Annotated in this window: 17 protein-coding genes; 1 reads left to right on the forward strand and 16 read right to left on the reverse strand. The window is 66.0% G+C overall.

The annotated features are described in order from the left end of the window. Window positions 1-37 precede the first annotated feature (37 nt). Window positions 38-1,225 (reverse strand): phytanoyl-CoA dioxygenase family protein, encoded by a 1,188-nt coding sequence (locus PVW49_RS14165; RefSeq protein WP_274590848.1) that lies wholly within the window; start codon window positions 1,223-1,225, stop codon window positions 38-40. 94 nt (window positions 1,226-1,319) lie between these two features. Here PVW49_RS14165 and PVW49_RS14170 point away from each other — a divergent pair, with 94 nt between their 5' ends. Further along, complete coding sequence (locus PVW49_RS14170; protein WP_274590849.1) at window positions 1,320-2,354, forward strand: LacI family DNA-binding transcriptional regulator; 1,035 nt, start codon at window positions 1,320-1,322, stop codon at window positions 2,352-2,354. A gap of 6 nt (window positions 2,355-2,360) precedes the next feature. Here the strand turns inward: PVW49_RS14170 and PVW49_RS14175 are convergent, their stop codons facing one another. From PVW49_RS14175 to PVW49_RS14245, 15 genes are all read right to left on the reverse strand, one after another. Beyond that, the gene (locus tag PVW49_RS14175) at window positions 2,361-2,651 is read right to left on the reverse strand and encodes a CcdB family protein (protein WP_074837815.1); all 291 of its coding nucleotides are present in this window, start codon (window positions 2,649-2,651) and stop codon (window positions 2,361-2,363) included. Further along, window positions 2,639-2,893 (reverse strand): type II toxin-antitoxin system CcdA family antitoxin, encoded by a 255-nt coding sequence (locus tag PVW49_RS14180; RefSeq protein WP_074837817.1) that lies wholly within the window; start codon window positions 2,891-2,893, stop codon window positions 2,639-2,641. The genes PVW49_RS14175 and PVW49_RS14180 overlap by 13 nt, the downstream gene beginning before the upstream one ends. 75 nt (window positions 2,894-2,968) lie before the next feature. Continuing rightward, window positions 2,969-3,667 carry an aspartate/glutamate racemase family protein gene (locus PVW49_RS14185; protein ID WP_074837819.1) on the reverse strand — a complete coding sequence of 233 codons (699 nt, stop codon included), beginning with the start codon at window positions 3,665-3,667 and terminating at the stop codon, window positions 2,969-2,971. Between the two features lies 1 nt (window position 3,668). Beyond that, window positions 3,669-4,970: a TRAP transporter large permease gene (locus PVW49_RS14190; RefSeq protein WP_274590850.1), complete on the reverse strand. Its 1,302-nt coding sequence runs from the start codon at window positions 4,968-4,970 to the stop codon at window positions 3,669-3,671. After that, window positions 4,967-5,524 carry a TRAP transporter small permease subunit gene (locus PVW49_RS14195; protein WP_048535828.1) on the reverse strand — a complete coding sequence of 186 codons (558 nt, stop codon included), beginning with the start codon at window positions 5,522-5,524 and terminating at the stop codon, window positions 4,967-4,969. The genes PVW49_RS14190 and PVW49_RS14195 overlap by 4 nt, the downstream gene beginning before the upstream one ends. Window positions 5,525-5,551: 27 nt before the next feature. Continuing rightward, window positions 5,552-6,580 (reverse strand): TRAP transporter substrate-binding protein, encoded by a 1,029-nt coding sequence (locus tag PVW49_RS14200; RefSeq protein ID WP_074837823.1) that lies wholly within the window; start codon window positions 6,578-6,580, stop codon window positions 5,552-5,554. A gap of 182 nt (window positions 6,581-6,762) precedes the next feature. After that, window positions 6,763-7,596, reverse strand: a complete 834-nt coding sequence (locus tag PVW49_RS14205) for a MurR/RpiR family transcriptional regulator (protein ID WP_211568940.1) — start codon at window positions 7,594-7,596, stop codon at window positions 6,763-6,765. A 66-nt stretch (window positions 7,597-7,662) separates the two neighbouring features. Then, a complete protein-coding gene (locus PVW49_RS14210; RefSeq protein ID WP_274590851.1) occupies window positions 7,663-8,244 on the reverse strand; it encodes a DUF1190 domain-containing protein in 582 nt (193 codons plus the stop codon). A gap of 35 nt (window positions 8,245-8,279) precedes the next feature. Next, on the reverse strand, window positions 8,280-9,506 hold the full coding sequence (locus PVW49_RS14215; RefSeq protein WP_274590852.1) for a glutathionylspermidine synthase family protein: 1,227 nt from the start codon (window positions 9,504-9,506) through the stop codon (window positions 8,280-8,282). A gap of 118 nt (window positions 9,507-9,624) precedes the next feature. Further along, window positions 9,625-10,584 (reverse strand): hypothetical protein, encoded by a 960-nt coding sequence (locus PVW49_RS14220; protein ID WP_274590853.1) that lies wholly within the window; start codon window positions 10,582-10,584, stop codon window positions 9,625-9,627. A gap of 117 nt (window positions 10,585-10,701) precedes the next feature. After that, a complete protein-coding gene (locus PVW49_RS14225; RefSeq protein WP_074837831.1) occupies window positions 10,702-11,391 on the reverse strand; it encodes an ABC transporter ATP-binding protein in 690 nt (229 codons plus the stop codon). Then, a complete protein-coding gene (locus PVW49_RS14230; protein ID WP_274590854.1) occupies window positions 11,388-12,143 on the reverse strand; it encodes an ABC transporter ATP-binding protein in 756 nt (251 codons plus the stop codon). The genes PVW49_RS14225 and PVW49_RS14230 overlap by 4 nt, the downstream gene beginning before the upstream one ends. Beyond that, window positions 12,136-13,119, reverse strand: a complete 984-nt coding sequence (locus tag PVW49_RS14235) for a branched-chain amino acid ABC transporter permease (protein ID WP_274590855.1) — start codon at window positions 13,117-13,119, stop codon at window positions 12,136-12,138. The genes PVW49_RS14230 and PVW49_RS14235 overlap by 8 nt, the downstream gene beginning before the upstream one ends. 1 nt (window position 13,120) lies before the next feature. Beyond that, complete coding sequence (locus tag PVW49_RS14240; RefSeq protein WP_048535843.1) at window positions 13,121-14,038, reverse strand: branched-chain amino acid ABC transporter permease; 918 nt, start codon at window positions 14,036-14,038, stop codon at window positions 13,121-13,123. A gap of 50 nt (window positions 14,039-14,088) precedes the next feature. Next, window positions 14,089-15,225 (reverse strand): ABC transporter substrate-binding protein, encoded by a 1,137-nt coding sequence (locus tag PVW49_RS14245; RefSeq protein ID WP_074837835.1) that lies wholly within the window; start codon window positions 15,223-15,225, stop codon window positions 14,089-14,091. Window positions 15,226-15,354: the final 129 nt, after the last annotated feature.

The raw sequence follows: 15,354 nt of genomic DNA on the forward strand, positions 1-15,354 counted from the left end.
GCGTGTCACCGAGCTCAGGCAGCCCGACCGCCGGGGTTCAGTGCGACCGCTTGCGGCCGTTCTGGTCCGCGATCTCGCGGCGCAGGCGCGCAACGGCCCAACCCTCGGCCAGCGCCTGGCGCAGTACGTCCTGCTGGCTCGGCGGGGCCATGCCCGACAGCGGCGAATCGATGTCGAGATTGGCCGGAAAGGGATAGCCCTCGGCAGTGGCCGCCACCACGGTGTCGGCCTCGCGCGCGGTCAAGGTGCCGGCGGCAAGCAAGGCCTTGAGGTCGTCATAGACCGCCAGGGTGATGCGGCTGCGATCGACGATCTCGATCGAACGGCCATAGGCCGAGCCCACCTGCATCAGATTGGCAAAGCGATGGATATCGGCGGTCTTGTTGTCGCCCGCAGCATGGAAGGTCGCCGGGTTGAAGAACAGCATGTCTCCCTTCGCCAGCGGCAGCTGCACATGCGCCTCCTCGAAGAACGCGCGGAACTGCGGCAGCAGCACCGCGATATAGCCGGGCAGGTAGCTCTGCGAATAGGGCAGAAGCTTGGTCGGCCCGCTCTCGATCGGCATGTCGCTGTGCGCCACAGCGCCCTGCAAGGTCAGCGCCGCCGACAGCGCATGTTGCGAGGCCGGAGTGCGCTTGAGCGTTTCGACGTCCTGAAACCCCATGTGATAGTCGCGGTGCGCGGTCTGCGCCTTGCCGCCGGGGCGGACGACATTGGCCTGAAAGGTGATCTGATAGCCCGTTCCGAGCCAGCTTTCGCTAACCGCGCGGGTCAGTTCGTTGGCATTGTAGCGGGCATAGAGCGCCGGCGCCTTCATGCAGAGCTTTTCATGCGCGTTCCAGACCCGGCTGTTGGCGCCAGCGGTTGCGAAATGGTCGCCTTTTCCGGTACTTCCGGCCTCTTCCTCAGCGATGATCGCATTCAGCTCTTCGGTAACGGCGTCGACGAGCCCGGTGTCGGCATACCCCTTGCGAATGGCGATGATGCCGGGACCGGAGAGGAAAGCCCGGTTCCATTCCGCCATCACCAGCCGCGCCTGCGCCGGATCGGCCATCGCCTGCCGCATGGCATCGCCGTCATAAACCGGGATGTTGCTCGCGATTTCGGTGGCATGGGGGTAGTCTTCAGCCGGGGTCTGATGCGCCGTGTGGCGCTTGAAGGCCTCGAGGTCGCAATCGCGGTCATCGAGCCATACCGTGGGCCGGCCGGTCTGTTGGTCGAGCATCTGTTGTCCTCCCGTGGTTGCACGTCCGACATCGAGACTAGGCAGCCAGTCGCACCCGGTCGCCGGGCAAATCCATCAAAAATACATCAGGCCCATGTCACACCGCTTCTCGATCAAGGAAATCGCGCATCAGGCCGGGCTCAGCACGGCCACCATCGACCGGGTGATCAACCGCCGCCCCGGGGTGCGTCGCCAGACCGCCAACCGCGTGCATGCCGCCATCCGCGAGCTCGAGGCGCAGGAGGCGCAATTGGCGATGTCGGGGCGCAAGCTGATGATCGATCTGCTGGTCGAGGCACCGCAGGCCTTTCTCGACGCCTTGCAGAGCGCGCTGCGCCAAGAGCTGCCCCTGATCCAGACCGCGATCTTTCGCGCCCGCAGCGATCTGCGCGCGCGATTCCCGACCGAGGCGCTTGTCGCCGGGCTGGAGCGGGCAGGAAGGCTGAAAAGCGATGGCGTCATCCTCATGGCCCCGGATACCGCGCCGATCCGCGCGGCGGTGGCGCGGCTGGCCGCAAGCGCAGTGCCGGTGGTGACCCTCGCCACCGACATGCCCGGCTCCGCGCGCGCCGGCTATGCCGGGCTCGACAACCGGCTGACCGGCGAAACCGCAGCCTGGCTGATGTGCCGGCTGATCGCCGGGCGAACGGCGCCGCATATCCTCGTCACCCAGCGCAACGATGCCTTTCGCGGCGAGGCCGAGCGCGCCGAGGGCTTCCGTGCCGCCATGGCCCGGCACCGGCCCGATGCGGCGATCACCCTGCTGGTGCAGGGCAAGGCGGGGGCGGATTTCGCCACGCAGGTCGCAGAGCGCTCGCACCAGAGCCCGCCCGCCGGGCTTTATTCGATCGGCGGCAGCAATCGGGCGCTGGTGCAGGCCTTTGCCCGGCACGGGCTGCCGCGACCGGCGATGATCGGCCATGATCTCGACCCGGAAAACCGCGCGCTTCTGGCGGATGAGGCGCTGGATGCGGTGCTTTATCACGAGCTGACCGACGACATCCGCCACGCCTTGCAGGTCTTTCTGTCGGTGCACAGCCAAGGTGCGGTGCCGATGCCGGAAAACGGCACGCCGCTGCGGGTCATGTTGCCGCCGATGATGGCCGGGCCGGCGCGATCCGAAGCCTGAGCCCGGTTACACGCCGCTCATCAGCACATCGATGGCCCGCGTGATGGCATCGCCCTGATCGGCGACCTGCCCCCGGCGGCGCAGATCGGCGCGGCGCACCGCAGCAATCAGCCGAGTGGCCAGCACAAGCGCGCGACCGTCAAATCGGATCTCGGGATTGAGATGCCGGACCGCAGGGTACTCGGGCAGCAGCGGGATCACCACGACGGCAGGATCGGGCGGCAGAAGATCGCTTTCCACCACCACCATCAGAACGCCGCTGTATTCTGCGATGTCGAAGCGGCTCAGCGGCTCCATGTCGCCCCGCCGGGCGCAGCGATGATCTCGGCCAGCGGATGGCCATGGCGTTCGTGCCAATCCGCCTGTGCCGCAAAGGCCTCGGCATTGTCCTTCAGCCAGTGCCGGTGCCGGGCCTCGGCCACGGCATGGCGCAGCGCCTGATCGGCCACCGCCGAGACATTGATGCCAAGCTCTCGGGCATCGGCCAGCGCCGCGGCATCAAGCGTGAGAGAGGTCTTGCGTCGGGGGGCAGGGGTCATGAATAGGGCTCCGCAAATATACCGCTAATGTATACCGCGCCGGCATCCGCTTCAAGCCCTGTGGCAAGGCGCGGCCTATTGGCCGGTCCTCAGCCGCGCCGCCACCTCGGCCATGGTCAGGGCTGCCTCGATACTGTCGATCACCGGGATGCCATGCCGGGCAGACAGGGCTCTGGCGCGGCCGGTCAGCCCGCCGGAGCCGAGGATGATTGCCCCGGCGCCGTCGAAGTTGCGGGCGTCCTGGATCGTCGCGTCGAGCTTGCGGGAAATCTCCGCCCCGCCCGCCGCCGCCGAGGCGACGCCGATCCCGGCGGCGCGCACCGTGCAGATATCGCCGGCGCCCAGGGCCGCCACCAGCGCGCGGATCCCCGGCACCATGGTGTCGACCGTGGTGACGATGGCGATGCGCGGCGCGAACAGCCGGGCCACGGAAATTGCCGCCTCGGCCGCGCAGACGATCGGCGCCTCCAGAAACCGCCGCCCGCCGCTGACCGCGATATCGTCGAAACAGGCCATGACATAGGCGTCATAGCCGGGATGCCGCGACAAGAGGTCGATGGCCAGGGGTTCGGCCACCGCCCGGTCGGCCCGGGTCTCGATCGAGCGCGGGCTGCCTTCGGGGTGCAAGACCCGGGCCGATGTGGCCCGGTCGAGCACCCCGGTGGCGGCATCGGAGACAAGGCGCGTGACCTCGGGATTGCCGTTGGGGTTGACGACGAGGATGCGGCGCAGAGCGGTCTGCTCTGTGGCGCGGGGTGAAACTGCGGTGTCCATCTCAGCGCCCCGCAGCCATATCGGGCAGGAAGAGCGCGATCTGCGGCACCGCCACCAGCAGCGCGGCAAAGACGATCATGATGATCACGAAGGGCGTCGCGCCGCGGATCACGTCGTTGAAATCGCCGCCGCCCTTGCGCACGCCCTGGACCACAAAGAGGTTCATGCCGACAGGGGGCGTGATCAGACCGATCTCGCACATCACCACCACGAAGACCCCGAACCACACCGGATCGACCCCGAGAGCGGTAACCATCGGCACCGCGATCGGCACGGTCAGCACCAGCATCGACATGGCGTCCATGAACATGCCGAGGATGACGTAGAACACCACCAAGAGCAGCAGAAGCGTGGTCTGCGACAGGCCCAGCCCGGTCACCCAGCGGGTCACCGCCTGGGTGCCGCCGGTCATCGACAGGGTCACGTTCAGCAGCAGCGCGCAGACAATCACCAGGATCACCATGCCCGAGGTGCGGGCCGACTGGATGAAACAATTCTCCAAGAGTTCCCAGCTCAGCCGGCCGCCTTTCCAGACGAAGTAGAAGGCCGCGATCACGCCGAGCGCGGCGCTTTCGGTGGGTGTCGCAAGCCCGCCGTAGATCGAGCCCATGACGATGCCAAAGATCACCGCCGGCGGCACGAGATGGCGCAGGAGGCGGCGTTTCTCCTCTTTCGAGACCTGCGGCGCGGCGGAATTGCGGCCCGCATCCGGATAGCTGAAGGCGACATAGGCCGAGAACAGCAGGGTCAGCAGCACGCCGGGCAGGATGCCGGCAATGAAAAGCTGCCCGACCGAGACATTGGCCAGCGAGCCATAGACCAGCAGGTTGACCGACGGCGGGATCAGAATGCCGAGCGTGCCGCCGGCGGCCAATGTGCCAAGCGCCGGGCGTACCGGATAATCGCGTTCGCCAAGCGCCGGCAGGGCGATGGTGCCGACCGTCGCGGCGGTGGCGACCGAAGAGCCCGAGGTCGCCGAAAACAGCGCGCAGGTGCCGATATTGGTGTGCAGCAGACCGCCGGGCAGGCGCCCGAGCCAGACCGCCAGCGTCTCGAACATGCGGTCGGCGATGCCCCCGCGCAGCAACAGCTCGCCCAACAGCATGAACAGCGGGATCGCGGTCATCACCGGGTTGTTGAGCGTGCCCCAGACAACGCCGCCCATGGTTTCGACCAGCGGCATGCCATAGGCCATATAGCCGCCGACACCGCCCACGGTCAGGATCGACACCGCCACCGGCATCGACAGGAACATCAACAGCAACATGACCATGAAGCCGGTGAAAATGACGGTAATGCTCATGCCCGTGCCTCCAGATCGGAAAGTTCGGCTTCCAGTTCGTCCTCGACGGTTTCCGGCGCGAAATCTCGGGTCAGCGCCGCGCCATTGCCGCGCCCGGCCAGCGCCAGGGCGCGCAGGGCCAGCAGGATGGTCGCGAGAGTGAAGACCCCCATGCCGATCATCCAGAACATCTGCGGCCAGATCAGCGGCGTCATCCAGGGCGTCTGCGCCACCGAGCCGAACATCTGGGTTTCCTGCACCGTGCGGACGGTAAAGACCGCCAGAAAGATCGCCAGCGCCGCAAGCGACACCGCCGACAGAAGGTTCAGAACCGCCTGCGCCCGTTCCGGCATCCGCATGTGCAGCAGGTTGATCCGGATATGGCTACGCTCGACCGCCGTTACGGCAAAGCAGAGGGGAGCCCCGATGGCGATGGCATAGCCCGAAAGCTCGTCCACCCCGGCCAGCGAATGATTGAGAAGTTTGCGCAACACGGTCTCGGCCGCGATGACGACGCAGAGCGCCGTCATCATCAGACCGAAGACAATCGCACATATTCGCGAATAGGTCTTCATCGGTAAATCCCTCCCTCTGACGTTGCCTTACAGGCCCAGCTTGGCGCCGACCGAAGCCATCCAGTCAGCCTCGCAGCTTTCGTTCACGGCATTGCATTGCTTGGTCCAGGCCGGCAGCGACGAGCCGACCAGCGCATCCGAGACGGCCTTGAGATCGGCGTCGGACACCGGCACGCTTTTCAGCGAATACTCGGTGCCATGTTCGCAGGGGGCCTGCCCGGTGTTGCAGTTCATCGCATCGACATAAAGCTCTTCGGAATAGGCCCAGACGTCGCTTACCAGCGTGTCGATGGCGCCTTGCAGCTTGTCCTGCTGTTCGCCGTCCAGCGCGTTCCAGCTGTCGAGGTTGATGGCATATCCGTTCACCGCCAGTTGCAGCGCGATCGGCAGCACGGTGGTGGTGACCTCGGGCCAGCCGGCGGAATTGGCCGAAGACGGCCCGGTGATCGCGCAATCGACAACCCCGCGCGCCAGCGACTGCTGGACCTCGCCAAAGGGCAGCGGGATGCCGGTGGCGCCGAACTGGCCGACAAAGGCGGCGGCGGATTGATCGCCGACCCGCACCTTCAGACCTTCGAGATCGGCAAGGCCGCCGATTTCCGGCTTGCAGAAGATCACCTGCGGGCCGGCCGGCCAGACACCCAGCAGCTTGGAATTGAAGCGCTGCTGAACCGCGGCGTCCACCACCGGCAGGAAGGCCTCGGTATGCGCCTTGCCGCTGGCGTAATCCGGGTTCTGGCCAACGAGATCGAGGCCCAGCATGGTGGGCTCGTCGCGGCTGACCTGCGGGCCACGGAAGGAAACGATGTCGAACAGACCGGTGCGGATCACCCGCATGCCGTCATTGTCGGGAATGCCGGCGACATCGACCGGCAGATATTCCACCGTGGCATCGATGCCCGAGGTCTCGGCGAAATTCTCGAAGAAGGGCTGTTCCTTCTGTTGCTGGATCAGGCCGGATCCGACCGGCTGGCCCAGAACGCGCAGCGAGACGGGCTCGGCTGCGGCGGCCTGGGCGAGACAGATCAGGGCGGTGGTGGCAAAGAGTGAACGCATGGCAATGTCCTTTCACGTGGGCATGAGTCGCGGTGTCGTTACACTGTCATGAAAACTCATTTTCATAGTTTCACAAAGAACTTTTCGCGAAAGAAACGTTATTTTCTTCATTCGGGGCCGCAACGCGCGGAATTCGGGCAATTTCCCGGGCCCGGGCCCAGGCGGAAAAACCGCCCTCGGGCTCAGAGTTCGCGCAACAGGTCGTTGTAGTTTTCGATCGATTGCAACCTTTGGCGGCCCGAATCAGCCGCCAGCTCGATGGTCCTGTTGGTGATCAGATTGATCAGCGCCATGACGCTCACATGGCTGAACAGCGGCCCCGACGACCGGGTTGCGCAGCGGAAATGCCAGCCTGCGCCGCGGTTGGCCGCCACCCCTTCGTCGGTGATCAGCGCGATCTCGGCCCCGGTCGCGGCAATCGCCGCCAGCAGTTCGTCGAAACCGGCGATCCGGCGGCGCAGCCCGAACAGGACCACCACATCGCGCTCGGTCATCCGCGCCACATGTTCGCCCATGGTCTGGCCACCGCCGGGCACCGGAACCGCATCGTCAATCGCCTGAAGCAACTGCCATTGCAGGTATGTCGCCAGAGAATTCGAGGCGCGATAGCCCACACACCAGACCTTGCGCGCAGCCAGCAGCGCCTCGGCCAGCCGATCGATATCATCGCGCGAGACATCGCCGATGGTGTCGCGCAGATTGCGGATATCGCTGTCCAGATAGCTCTCGGGATCGGCCATATCGGCCTGACCGGCATGTTGCAGATAAAGCCGCGATCCGCTGCTGGCCTCGTCGCGGGCGTCGCGCCGGGCATCTTCGTAGGATTTGTAGCCCAGCCGCCGGACAAAGCGCGTCACCGTCGCGTTCGACACCCCAGCCAGCGCCGCCAGTTCCGAGGCCGAGTAGCTGGCCAGTTCACCGGGGAAATCGCAGACCAGCTCGCCCAGCCGACGCTCCGCCGGGTGCAACTCGGGAAGTTTGCGGCGCACACGGGCAAGAAAGGACTGGTCGGGCATCGCGGCCTCCATGAAAACACATTTTCATGGATACGGGCTGCGGCGCCGTTTGCCAAGCCTTCTGTGTCAGCCGCCAAAGCCGGTGCGGCCGGCGCCCGCCTTGCCGAAGCCGCCGCGGGAGGTGGCGGTGGCGCGGGTCATCGGCGTCTTGCCGACGGTCGAGGCCGGGCGGGTGAACTGCGATGTGTTCAGCTTCGCCGCGCCCTTGTTGGTGGAAAAGGTGCTCGACCGGGCGGCATTGGTAAAGCGGCCATCGGAGGTCTTGTAAAGCGGCTGCGACGCCGCCATGCCGGAGCGGCCGCCCAGCATGTTGCCGATCAGATAGCCCGCCAGCAACGGCATGAATATGCTGCCGGATCCGCCCTGGGTCGCCGTGGCCTCGGAGCCGCAGGCGCCCTCGCCATGCTGCTCTTCGCAGACCGCAAGACTGTCGTAACGCGGCGCGGCCTCCACGTGCAGGGCCTCGGCCTCGGCAAAGGCGGTTTCGCACTGCTGCGCGGTGAACGCGCTGTTCAGCCCGGCCGCGTCGCGACAGCTTTGCAGATCGGGAAAGGCGGCGGCATCGACCTTTTCCTCTTCGCAGCCGGCCAGGGTAAAGGCGGCCGCGCCGACAATCGCGATGGCAACCCGTTTCGAACGTTTGGTCATGACAATCAGCTTTCTGCCAGGAGGCGGTTGGTGGTTCAGGCCTTGATATAATGCGGTTTGAACCGCGACAAATCCTGGGTGATGCGCGAACGGTCCTCGCGCAGCCCGATGCCGGCGCAGCTCTGGCCTATGATCCAGGCACCGATCACCGGGCGGAAGCCATCGAACTCCGGCAGCGGCGCATAGGCCTGAAGGATACGGGGGTGTTCGGCATAGTCGGTGTTCTGCGACTGTTCGGTGACGGCGCCGGCCTCGACGATCGCCACCGAGGCGCCTTCGCGCGACAGGATCGGCTTGCTCACATGCCCCGTCGCCAGCTGTGCCTCGGCCCGGCCAAAGGCTTCGGCGACATCGGCGGGCGCGGCGCCACGCCCGGCCAGGGCCCCGGCGACATCGGTCTCGAAAAACGCCGGCAACAGGTTCGGATGACCTTCGAACATCTGCCAGAGCACCGGCAGCAGCCCCTTGTTCGACAACAGCGCCTTCCAGGCGGGTTCCAGAAACAGGCAGCCGGAGCCGGCGATCTGCTTGGCATAATCGTCGCGCAGCAGGTCTTCCCAGGGGTAGAGCTTGAACAGTACCGCGATCCGCCGGTTCTGATCGTCGAGAAACTGGCCGTCGTCGCTCAGCGCGATCTTGTCGAGATCACAATAATGCGCCCCCATCCCGGCCTCCCGCGCGGCCCAGCCCATGGCCTCGACCGTGCCGTAATCTTCCGGGTTGCCGGCGACGGCGGTAAAATGCAGATCGCTGTCCGGCGCGAAGACCTCGGCAAACCGCGCGACAAGCGCCTCGTGGATGCCATTGAACTGGTCGCTGCCCTCGGCCAGCACACCGGCCGCGAGCTGATCTTCGAGCCATTGCCACTGAAAGGCCGCGCTCTCATACAGCGAGGTCGGCGTATCGGCGTTGTATTCCAAGAGCTTGGCCGGCCCGGTGCCGTCATAGGCGAAATCGAACCGGCCATAGATCTCGGGGTCGCCGTTGCGCCAGCTCTCGGCCACCAGATCGCGATGCGCCTCGGGGATCGCCAGCCGCTCCATCAGCGCCTCGCTGCCGATGATCTCCGCCACGGCCTCGCGGCACATGGCATGCAGTTCGGTGGCCGGATCTTCGAGATCGGTCTCGATCTGTTCGATCGAAAAGGCATAGGCCGAGGTTTCGTCCCAATAGGGCTCCCCGTGCATGTCGGCAAAGCTGAAGCCGACCTCTTCGGCATGCGCCCGCCAATGCGGCCGTTCGGGCAGGGTGATCTTTTGCATGTGAAGGCTCTCCGGTGGTCCGGGCCGGTGTAGACGGTTTTGCGGCGGGCAACCAGAGGCTCCCGCCGCCGATCCGCGCGATAGTCAAACCGATGGGCTCAGGGGGAAGGCGCTGATTTCATACTGCGTGCGCCAGATCTCGCCCGCCCGCAGCGCAACACCCGCCGCCCGGTCCGCAACACTGTCGTCGAACGGCGCGATGCCCCGGTCGAACAGGCTCGAGACCGGCTCGACCCCCAGCCCGGTGAATTGGCCCAGCCCCGGGGATCTCGCCCCCGGGATTGGCCAGCCAGAGCAGGCAATGCGGCAGATCCTCGGCCGCCCAGGTCAATCTGACACCCGCCGCTTCCCCGGCATAGCGCAGGGCGACCTCGCCCTCGCAGTCCCAGATCTGCACCAGCGCCTCGCGCTGCCGGGGAAACTCCGCCGGAAAGCGAAATTCCGTCCCGTCGAGACAGGCGACCGGGCCGCCCTTCGTGACCTGCGCGCCGGGCACGGGAGTCAGCGTCGGCGGCGCCAGCGCCTTTGGCAGGGTGGTCGCCTGCTGCCCGCCGGTCCAGTCCAGCGTCACGCCGGCGCCGCCTTCAGGCAGGCGAAAGATCGGGTGCAGGCCCAGCGGCAGGCAACAGTCGCTCGCGGCGGTGATCTCCAGCCCGAAGGTCACGCTGGGGCTGTCCGGGCTCAGCCGGACGCTGCGCGCCACCTGCGCGATATCATGCCCCGCCGGATAATCGATCGACAGCCGCGCGCTGCCGCCGTCGGCCGCGTCCAACCGCCAGACCGCATTGCTGCAAAATCCGTGGTGCTGCGGATCGGCGGGCGAGGTGCCAAAGGGCACACACGGCCATTCGCCGCCCAGCTCGGCCAGGTGCGGCGACAGGTCGGGGCTGTCCTCGGGCCGGGCTCGCCCGCTCCATTCCGCTTCGGCCAGCGGCGCGAACTTGCGGCCGTCGGGCAGGGTGAACGTCAGATCGTGAAGGATGGCGCCCAGCGGGCTGACCGCCGCGCTGCAATGCGCGGTTTTCAGCGGCGTCCAGCCGTCGCGCGGGGTGGACGGATGCGGGGGGATGTCAGGCATGAGAACGCTCCGGGTTGGCGACTGCCCGGCCGGGAATGGCGTGCGGGCGCAGATGGTTGCGCTATCAGTGGCATTTCGCACGGGGTTTTCCAATCGGATATCTCGTGCCTGCGGCCGTCACACCCCGAGATAGCGTTCGGTCGTCTGCGCATCGAGATCGGCAAAGTCGCCCTGCCAGACGCTGCGCCCCTTTTCCACGATCACCGCCGCATCGGCCACGCCGCCCAGCTCGCGGATCGATTTGTCGATCAGCAGGATCGCCAGCCCGGTCTCCGCCTTGAGCCGGGCGATGGCGGCCCAGATCTCCTGCCGCACCACCGGGGCCAGCCCCTCGGTCGCCTCGTCGAGGATCAGCAGGCGCGGGTTGGTCATCAGCGCGCGGCCGATCGCCAGCATCTGCTGCTCGCCGCCCGAGAGCGAGGCCGCGGTCTGATCGCGGCGCTCGGCCAGCCGCGGGAACAGCGCGGCGACGGCGGCGAAATCCCAGGCGCCGGGCCGCGCGGCGGCCAGCAGGTTTTCCGCAACCGTGAGCGTGGCGAAACAGCGCCGCCCCTCCGGCACCAGCCCGATGCCCAGTTGCGCCACCCGATGCGGCGGCAGCCCGCCGATATCCTGCCCGGCAAACCGCGCTTCGCCGTCGCGGGCGCGCAACAGGCGGCAGATCACCTTGACCGTGGTCGACTTGCCCATGCCATTGCGCCCCATCAGCGCCAGCACCTGGCCTTCTTCCAGCGACAGGTTCATATCGAACAGCGCCTGGCTGGCGCCGTAGAAAGCCGAGATCCGCGACAGCTGCAACAGGCTCATGCCTCTTCCTCCTCGCCCAGATAGGCGCGGCGCACCTCGGCATCGCTGCGAATCTCGGCGACGCTGCCGGTGGCGATGATCTGGCCATAGACCAGCACGCTGATCCGGTCGGCCAGGGCAAAGACCGCATCCATGTCATGTTCGACCAGCAGGATCGGCGCGCGGTGACGCAGCCGGTCGAGAATACCGGTCAGACGCTGCGACCCCTCGCTGCCGAGCCCCGCCATCGGTTCGTCCATCAGAAAGATGCGCGGCGCGAGGGTCAGCGCCACCGCCACCTCGAGCTGGCGGCGCTGGCCATGCGACATCTCGGAGGTGCGCATGGCTTCGAACTCGGCCAAGCCAACCTCGTCAAGCGCGGCGCGGGCGCGGGCCAAAAGCGCCGCATCCCGCATCACCGGACGAAAGAAGCGAAACACGCCGCCGCGCGCGCCAAGCGCGCCGAGTACCGCGTTTTGCAGAACGGTGTAGTCCATCGCCAGGGCCGAGATCTGAAAGGTGCGCCCCATGCCGAGCTGCGCCCGGGCGGCGGTCGAGAGCGCGGTGACATCCCGGCCGTCGAACAGTACCCGGCCGCTGTCGGGCGCCAGCCCGCCGGCGATCTGTTGGATCAGCGTCGATTTGCCGGCGCCGTTCGGGCCGATCAGCGCGTGGATTTCCCCCGGCCGCAGGTCGAGCGAGATGTCGTCGCTTGCGGCCAGCGCACCAAACCGCTTGGTGACGCCGCGAATGTCGAGGATCGGCTCAGTCATGGGCCACCTCGCGCCCCGCGATCAGCCCGTAAAGCCCGCCGCGCGCAAACAGCACCACCCCCAGCAGGATGGCACCCAGGTAGATGTGCCAATAGACGCTCAGCCCGCCCAGCAGATGTTCGAGCAGGATGAACAGAACCGCGCCGGCAACCGGGCCAAAGATCCGTCCGACGCCGCCAAGGATGACAAAGACCATGATCTCGCCCGAGGTCTGCCAGGAAAACATCACCGGGCTGACGAAGCGATTGAGATCGGCAAAGAGCGCCCCGGCCAGCCCGGTGATCGCGCCCGAGATCACGAAGGCCACGAGATAGAGCCGGTAAGGCGTCTGGCCCACCGCCTGCACCCGCGCCTCGTTCTGCCGCGCCGCGCCAAGCGCCAGCCCGAAGGCCGAGCGCGCCGCAAGGCTGACCAGCAGCAACACGATCAGCAGAAGAGCAAAACACAGGGCAAAAAATTGCAGCGGGTCCATCGTGTTGAGGCCCGGGAAACCGTTGCGCACATAGATCGAGAGCCCGTCCTCGCCGCCATAGGCCGCCCAGGAGATGGCGAAGTAATAGAGCATCTGGGCAAAGGCCAGGGTGATCATTATGAAATAGACGCCGCTGGTGCGCAGGCTCAGCGCGCCGATCGCCAGGGCCAGAAGCGAGGACAGGAGGATGCTGACCAGCCAGATCACCGGCATCGACTTGGTGCCCTGGATCAGCAGCGGCGCTTCGAACAGCGGCGTGTAGGTCTGGGCGTGATAGGCCAGCACCCCCATGACATAGCCGCCCAGCCCGAAAAACGCCGCATGGCCAAAGCTCACCAGCCCGCCAAAACCCAGCGCAAAATTCAGCCCGACACCGGCAATGGCAAAGATCACCGCGCGGGTGGTGAGCGTGATCAGGAAGGGTTCGTCGCTGGCCTGCGCCCAGAGTGCCACCCCGAGGATCAGCGCCAGAAGCGCCAGGTTGAACACCATTTCGCGTTTCATATCAGGCGCTCCCGAACAGGCCCTTGGGCCGAAAGATCAGCACCCCGGCCATCAGGATGTAGATCGACATCGAAGCCAGCGAGGCGCCGACCGACCGCGCCGTCGCAGGGTCGAACACCAGCGCAAAGGCCTCGGGCAACAGAAACCGGCCCAGCGTCTCGGTCAGCCCGACCAGAAGCGCGCCGATGAAGGCACCCTTGATCGAGCCGATGCCGCCGATCACGATAACCACGAAGGCCAGGATCAGCACCGGCTCGCCCATGCCCACCTGCACCGACTGGATGGTGCCCACCAGCGCGCCGGCAAATCCGGCCAGCGCCGCCCCGAGCGCGAAGACGAAGGTGTAGAGCCGCGAGATATTGACCCCGAGCGCCGCAATCATCTCGCGGTCGTTTTCACCGGCGCGGATGCGGATACCGACGCGGGTCCGCGCGATCATCCAGAACAGCCCCGCCGCCACCGCCAGCCCGACCAGGATGATGGCTAGCCGATAGAGCGAATATTCGATGCCAAAGGGCAAAATCACCGTGCCCGACAGCCACTCAGGCTTGTCGAGAAACAGCGGGAAAGAGCCGAAGAGCCAGCGCGTGCCCTCGGAAAAGATCAGGATCAAGGCAAAGGTCGCCAGAACCTGATCGAGGTGGTCGCGGTCATAGAGCCTGCGGATCACCAGAACCTCGATCAGCACCCCGGCAAAGGCGGCGCAGACCAGGCTCGCCGCCAGCGCCAGAAGGAAAGAGCCCGAGGCCTGCGCCATGGCCGCCGCCGCGAAGGCGCCGATCATGTAGAGCGAGCCATGCGCGAGATTGATCAGCCCCATGACGCCAAAGACCAGCGTCAGCCCGGCCGCCATGAGAAACAGCATGACCCCGAATTGCAGCCCGTTCAGGGTCTGCTCGACAAGAAGGATAAGCGACATCAGCGTTGCGCTGCACCGCCCCGGCCCGCAAAGGGGCCGGGGCAGGCGGGTTACATCTTGCAGGCGTCGAGGAAGGCGTTGGACCGGTCTTCCAGCGCGACCCCGATGATCTTGTTGGTGTAGACGTCACCTTCCTTGATCACTTCGCGCACATAGATGTCCTGCACCGGATGGTTGTTGGCGGCAAAGGCAAAATCCCCCCGCGTGCTGGAGAAATCGGCCTCTTTCAGTGCCGCGCGGAACGCCTCCTGATCCGAAATATCGGCTTTTTCCATCGCCGAGATCATCAGGTTGGCAGTGTCGAACCCCTGGCTGGCGTAAAGCGAGGGCAGGCGGCCGTATTCGTCCTGAAAGCTTTCGACAAAGGCCTTGTTGGTCGCGTTGTCGATGTCCTTGCTCCACTGGCTGGTGTTCTTCACGCCAAGCGCCGCATCGCCCACCGCTTGCAGGATGCCCTGATCAAAGCTGAAGGCCGGGCCGACCACGGGCAGATCGACACCGCTGTCGGCATATTGCTTGAGAAAGGAAATCCCCATGCCGCCGGGCAGGAAAAAGAACACCGAGTCCGCCCCGCTGGCGCGGATCTGCGCGATCTCGGCGGCGTAATCGGTCTGGCCCAGCTTGGTATAGATCTCGCCCGCCAAATCCCCTTCGAAAAAGCGTTTGAAGCCGGTTAGCGCGTCCTTGCCGGCCGGATAGTTCGGCGCGAGGATAAAGCTGTTGGTATGGCCGGCGTCATTGGCATAGGCGCCGGCAGCCTCGTGCAGGTTGTCGTTCTGCCAGGCGACGTTGAAATAATTCTGGTGACAGGCCTGCCCGGCCAGCGCCGACGGCCCGGCATTGGGCGAGAGGTAGATCTTGCCCTGCGCCACCGCGCCCGGCACCACCGCCATGGCGAGGTTCGACCAGATGATCCCGGTCAGGATATCGACCTTCTCGGACTGGATCATCTTGTCCGAGAGCTGCACCGCCACATCCGGCTTGCGCTGGTCGTCCTCGATCACAACTTCGATATCGTCGCGGCCCGACTGCGCCACCGCAAGCATGAAGCCGTCGCGCACATCGATGCCGAGTCCGGCGCCGCCGCCGGACAGCGTGGTGATCATGCCCACCTTGACGCCTTCGGCCGTGACGCCCGTGGCCGCCGTCGCCATCGTGGCGGCCAGAATGATCGATTTGAGTTTCATCGTAATCCCTCCCAGGACAATTCTTTTTGTAACGGCTTAAGCTTTAGCGCTTTTTTCGCCCTGCACATAGGCCCGCCGGCAGAAAAGCCGCCGGCTCGGGGCGCGCCTTCGCCGAACGATGATACGTCC

This window comes from Marinovum sp. PR37 (assembly GCF_028807375.1).
Classification (GTDB): domain Bacteria; phylum Pseudomonadota; class Alphaproteobacteria; order Rhodobacterales; family Rhodobacteraceae; genus Marinovum; species Marinovum algicola.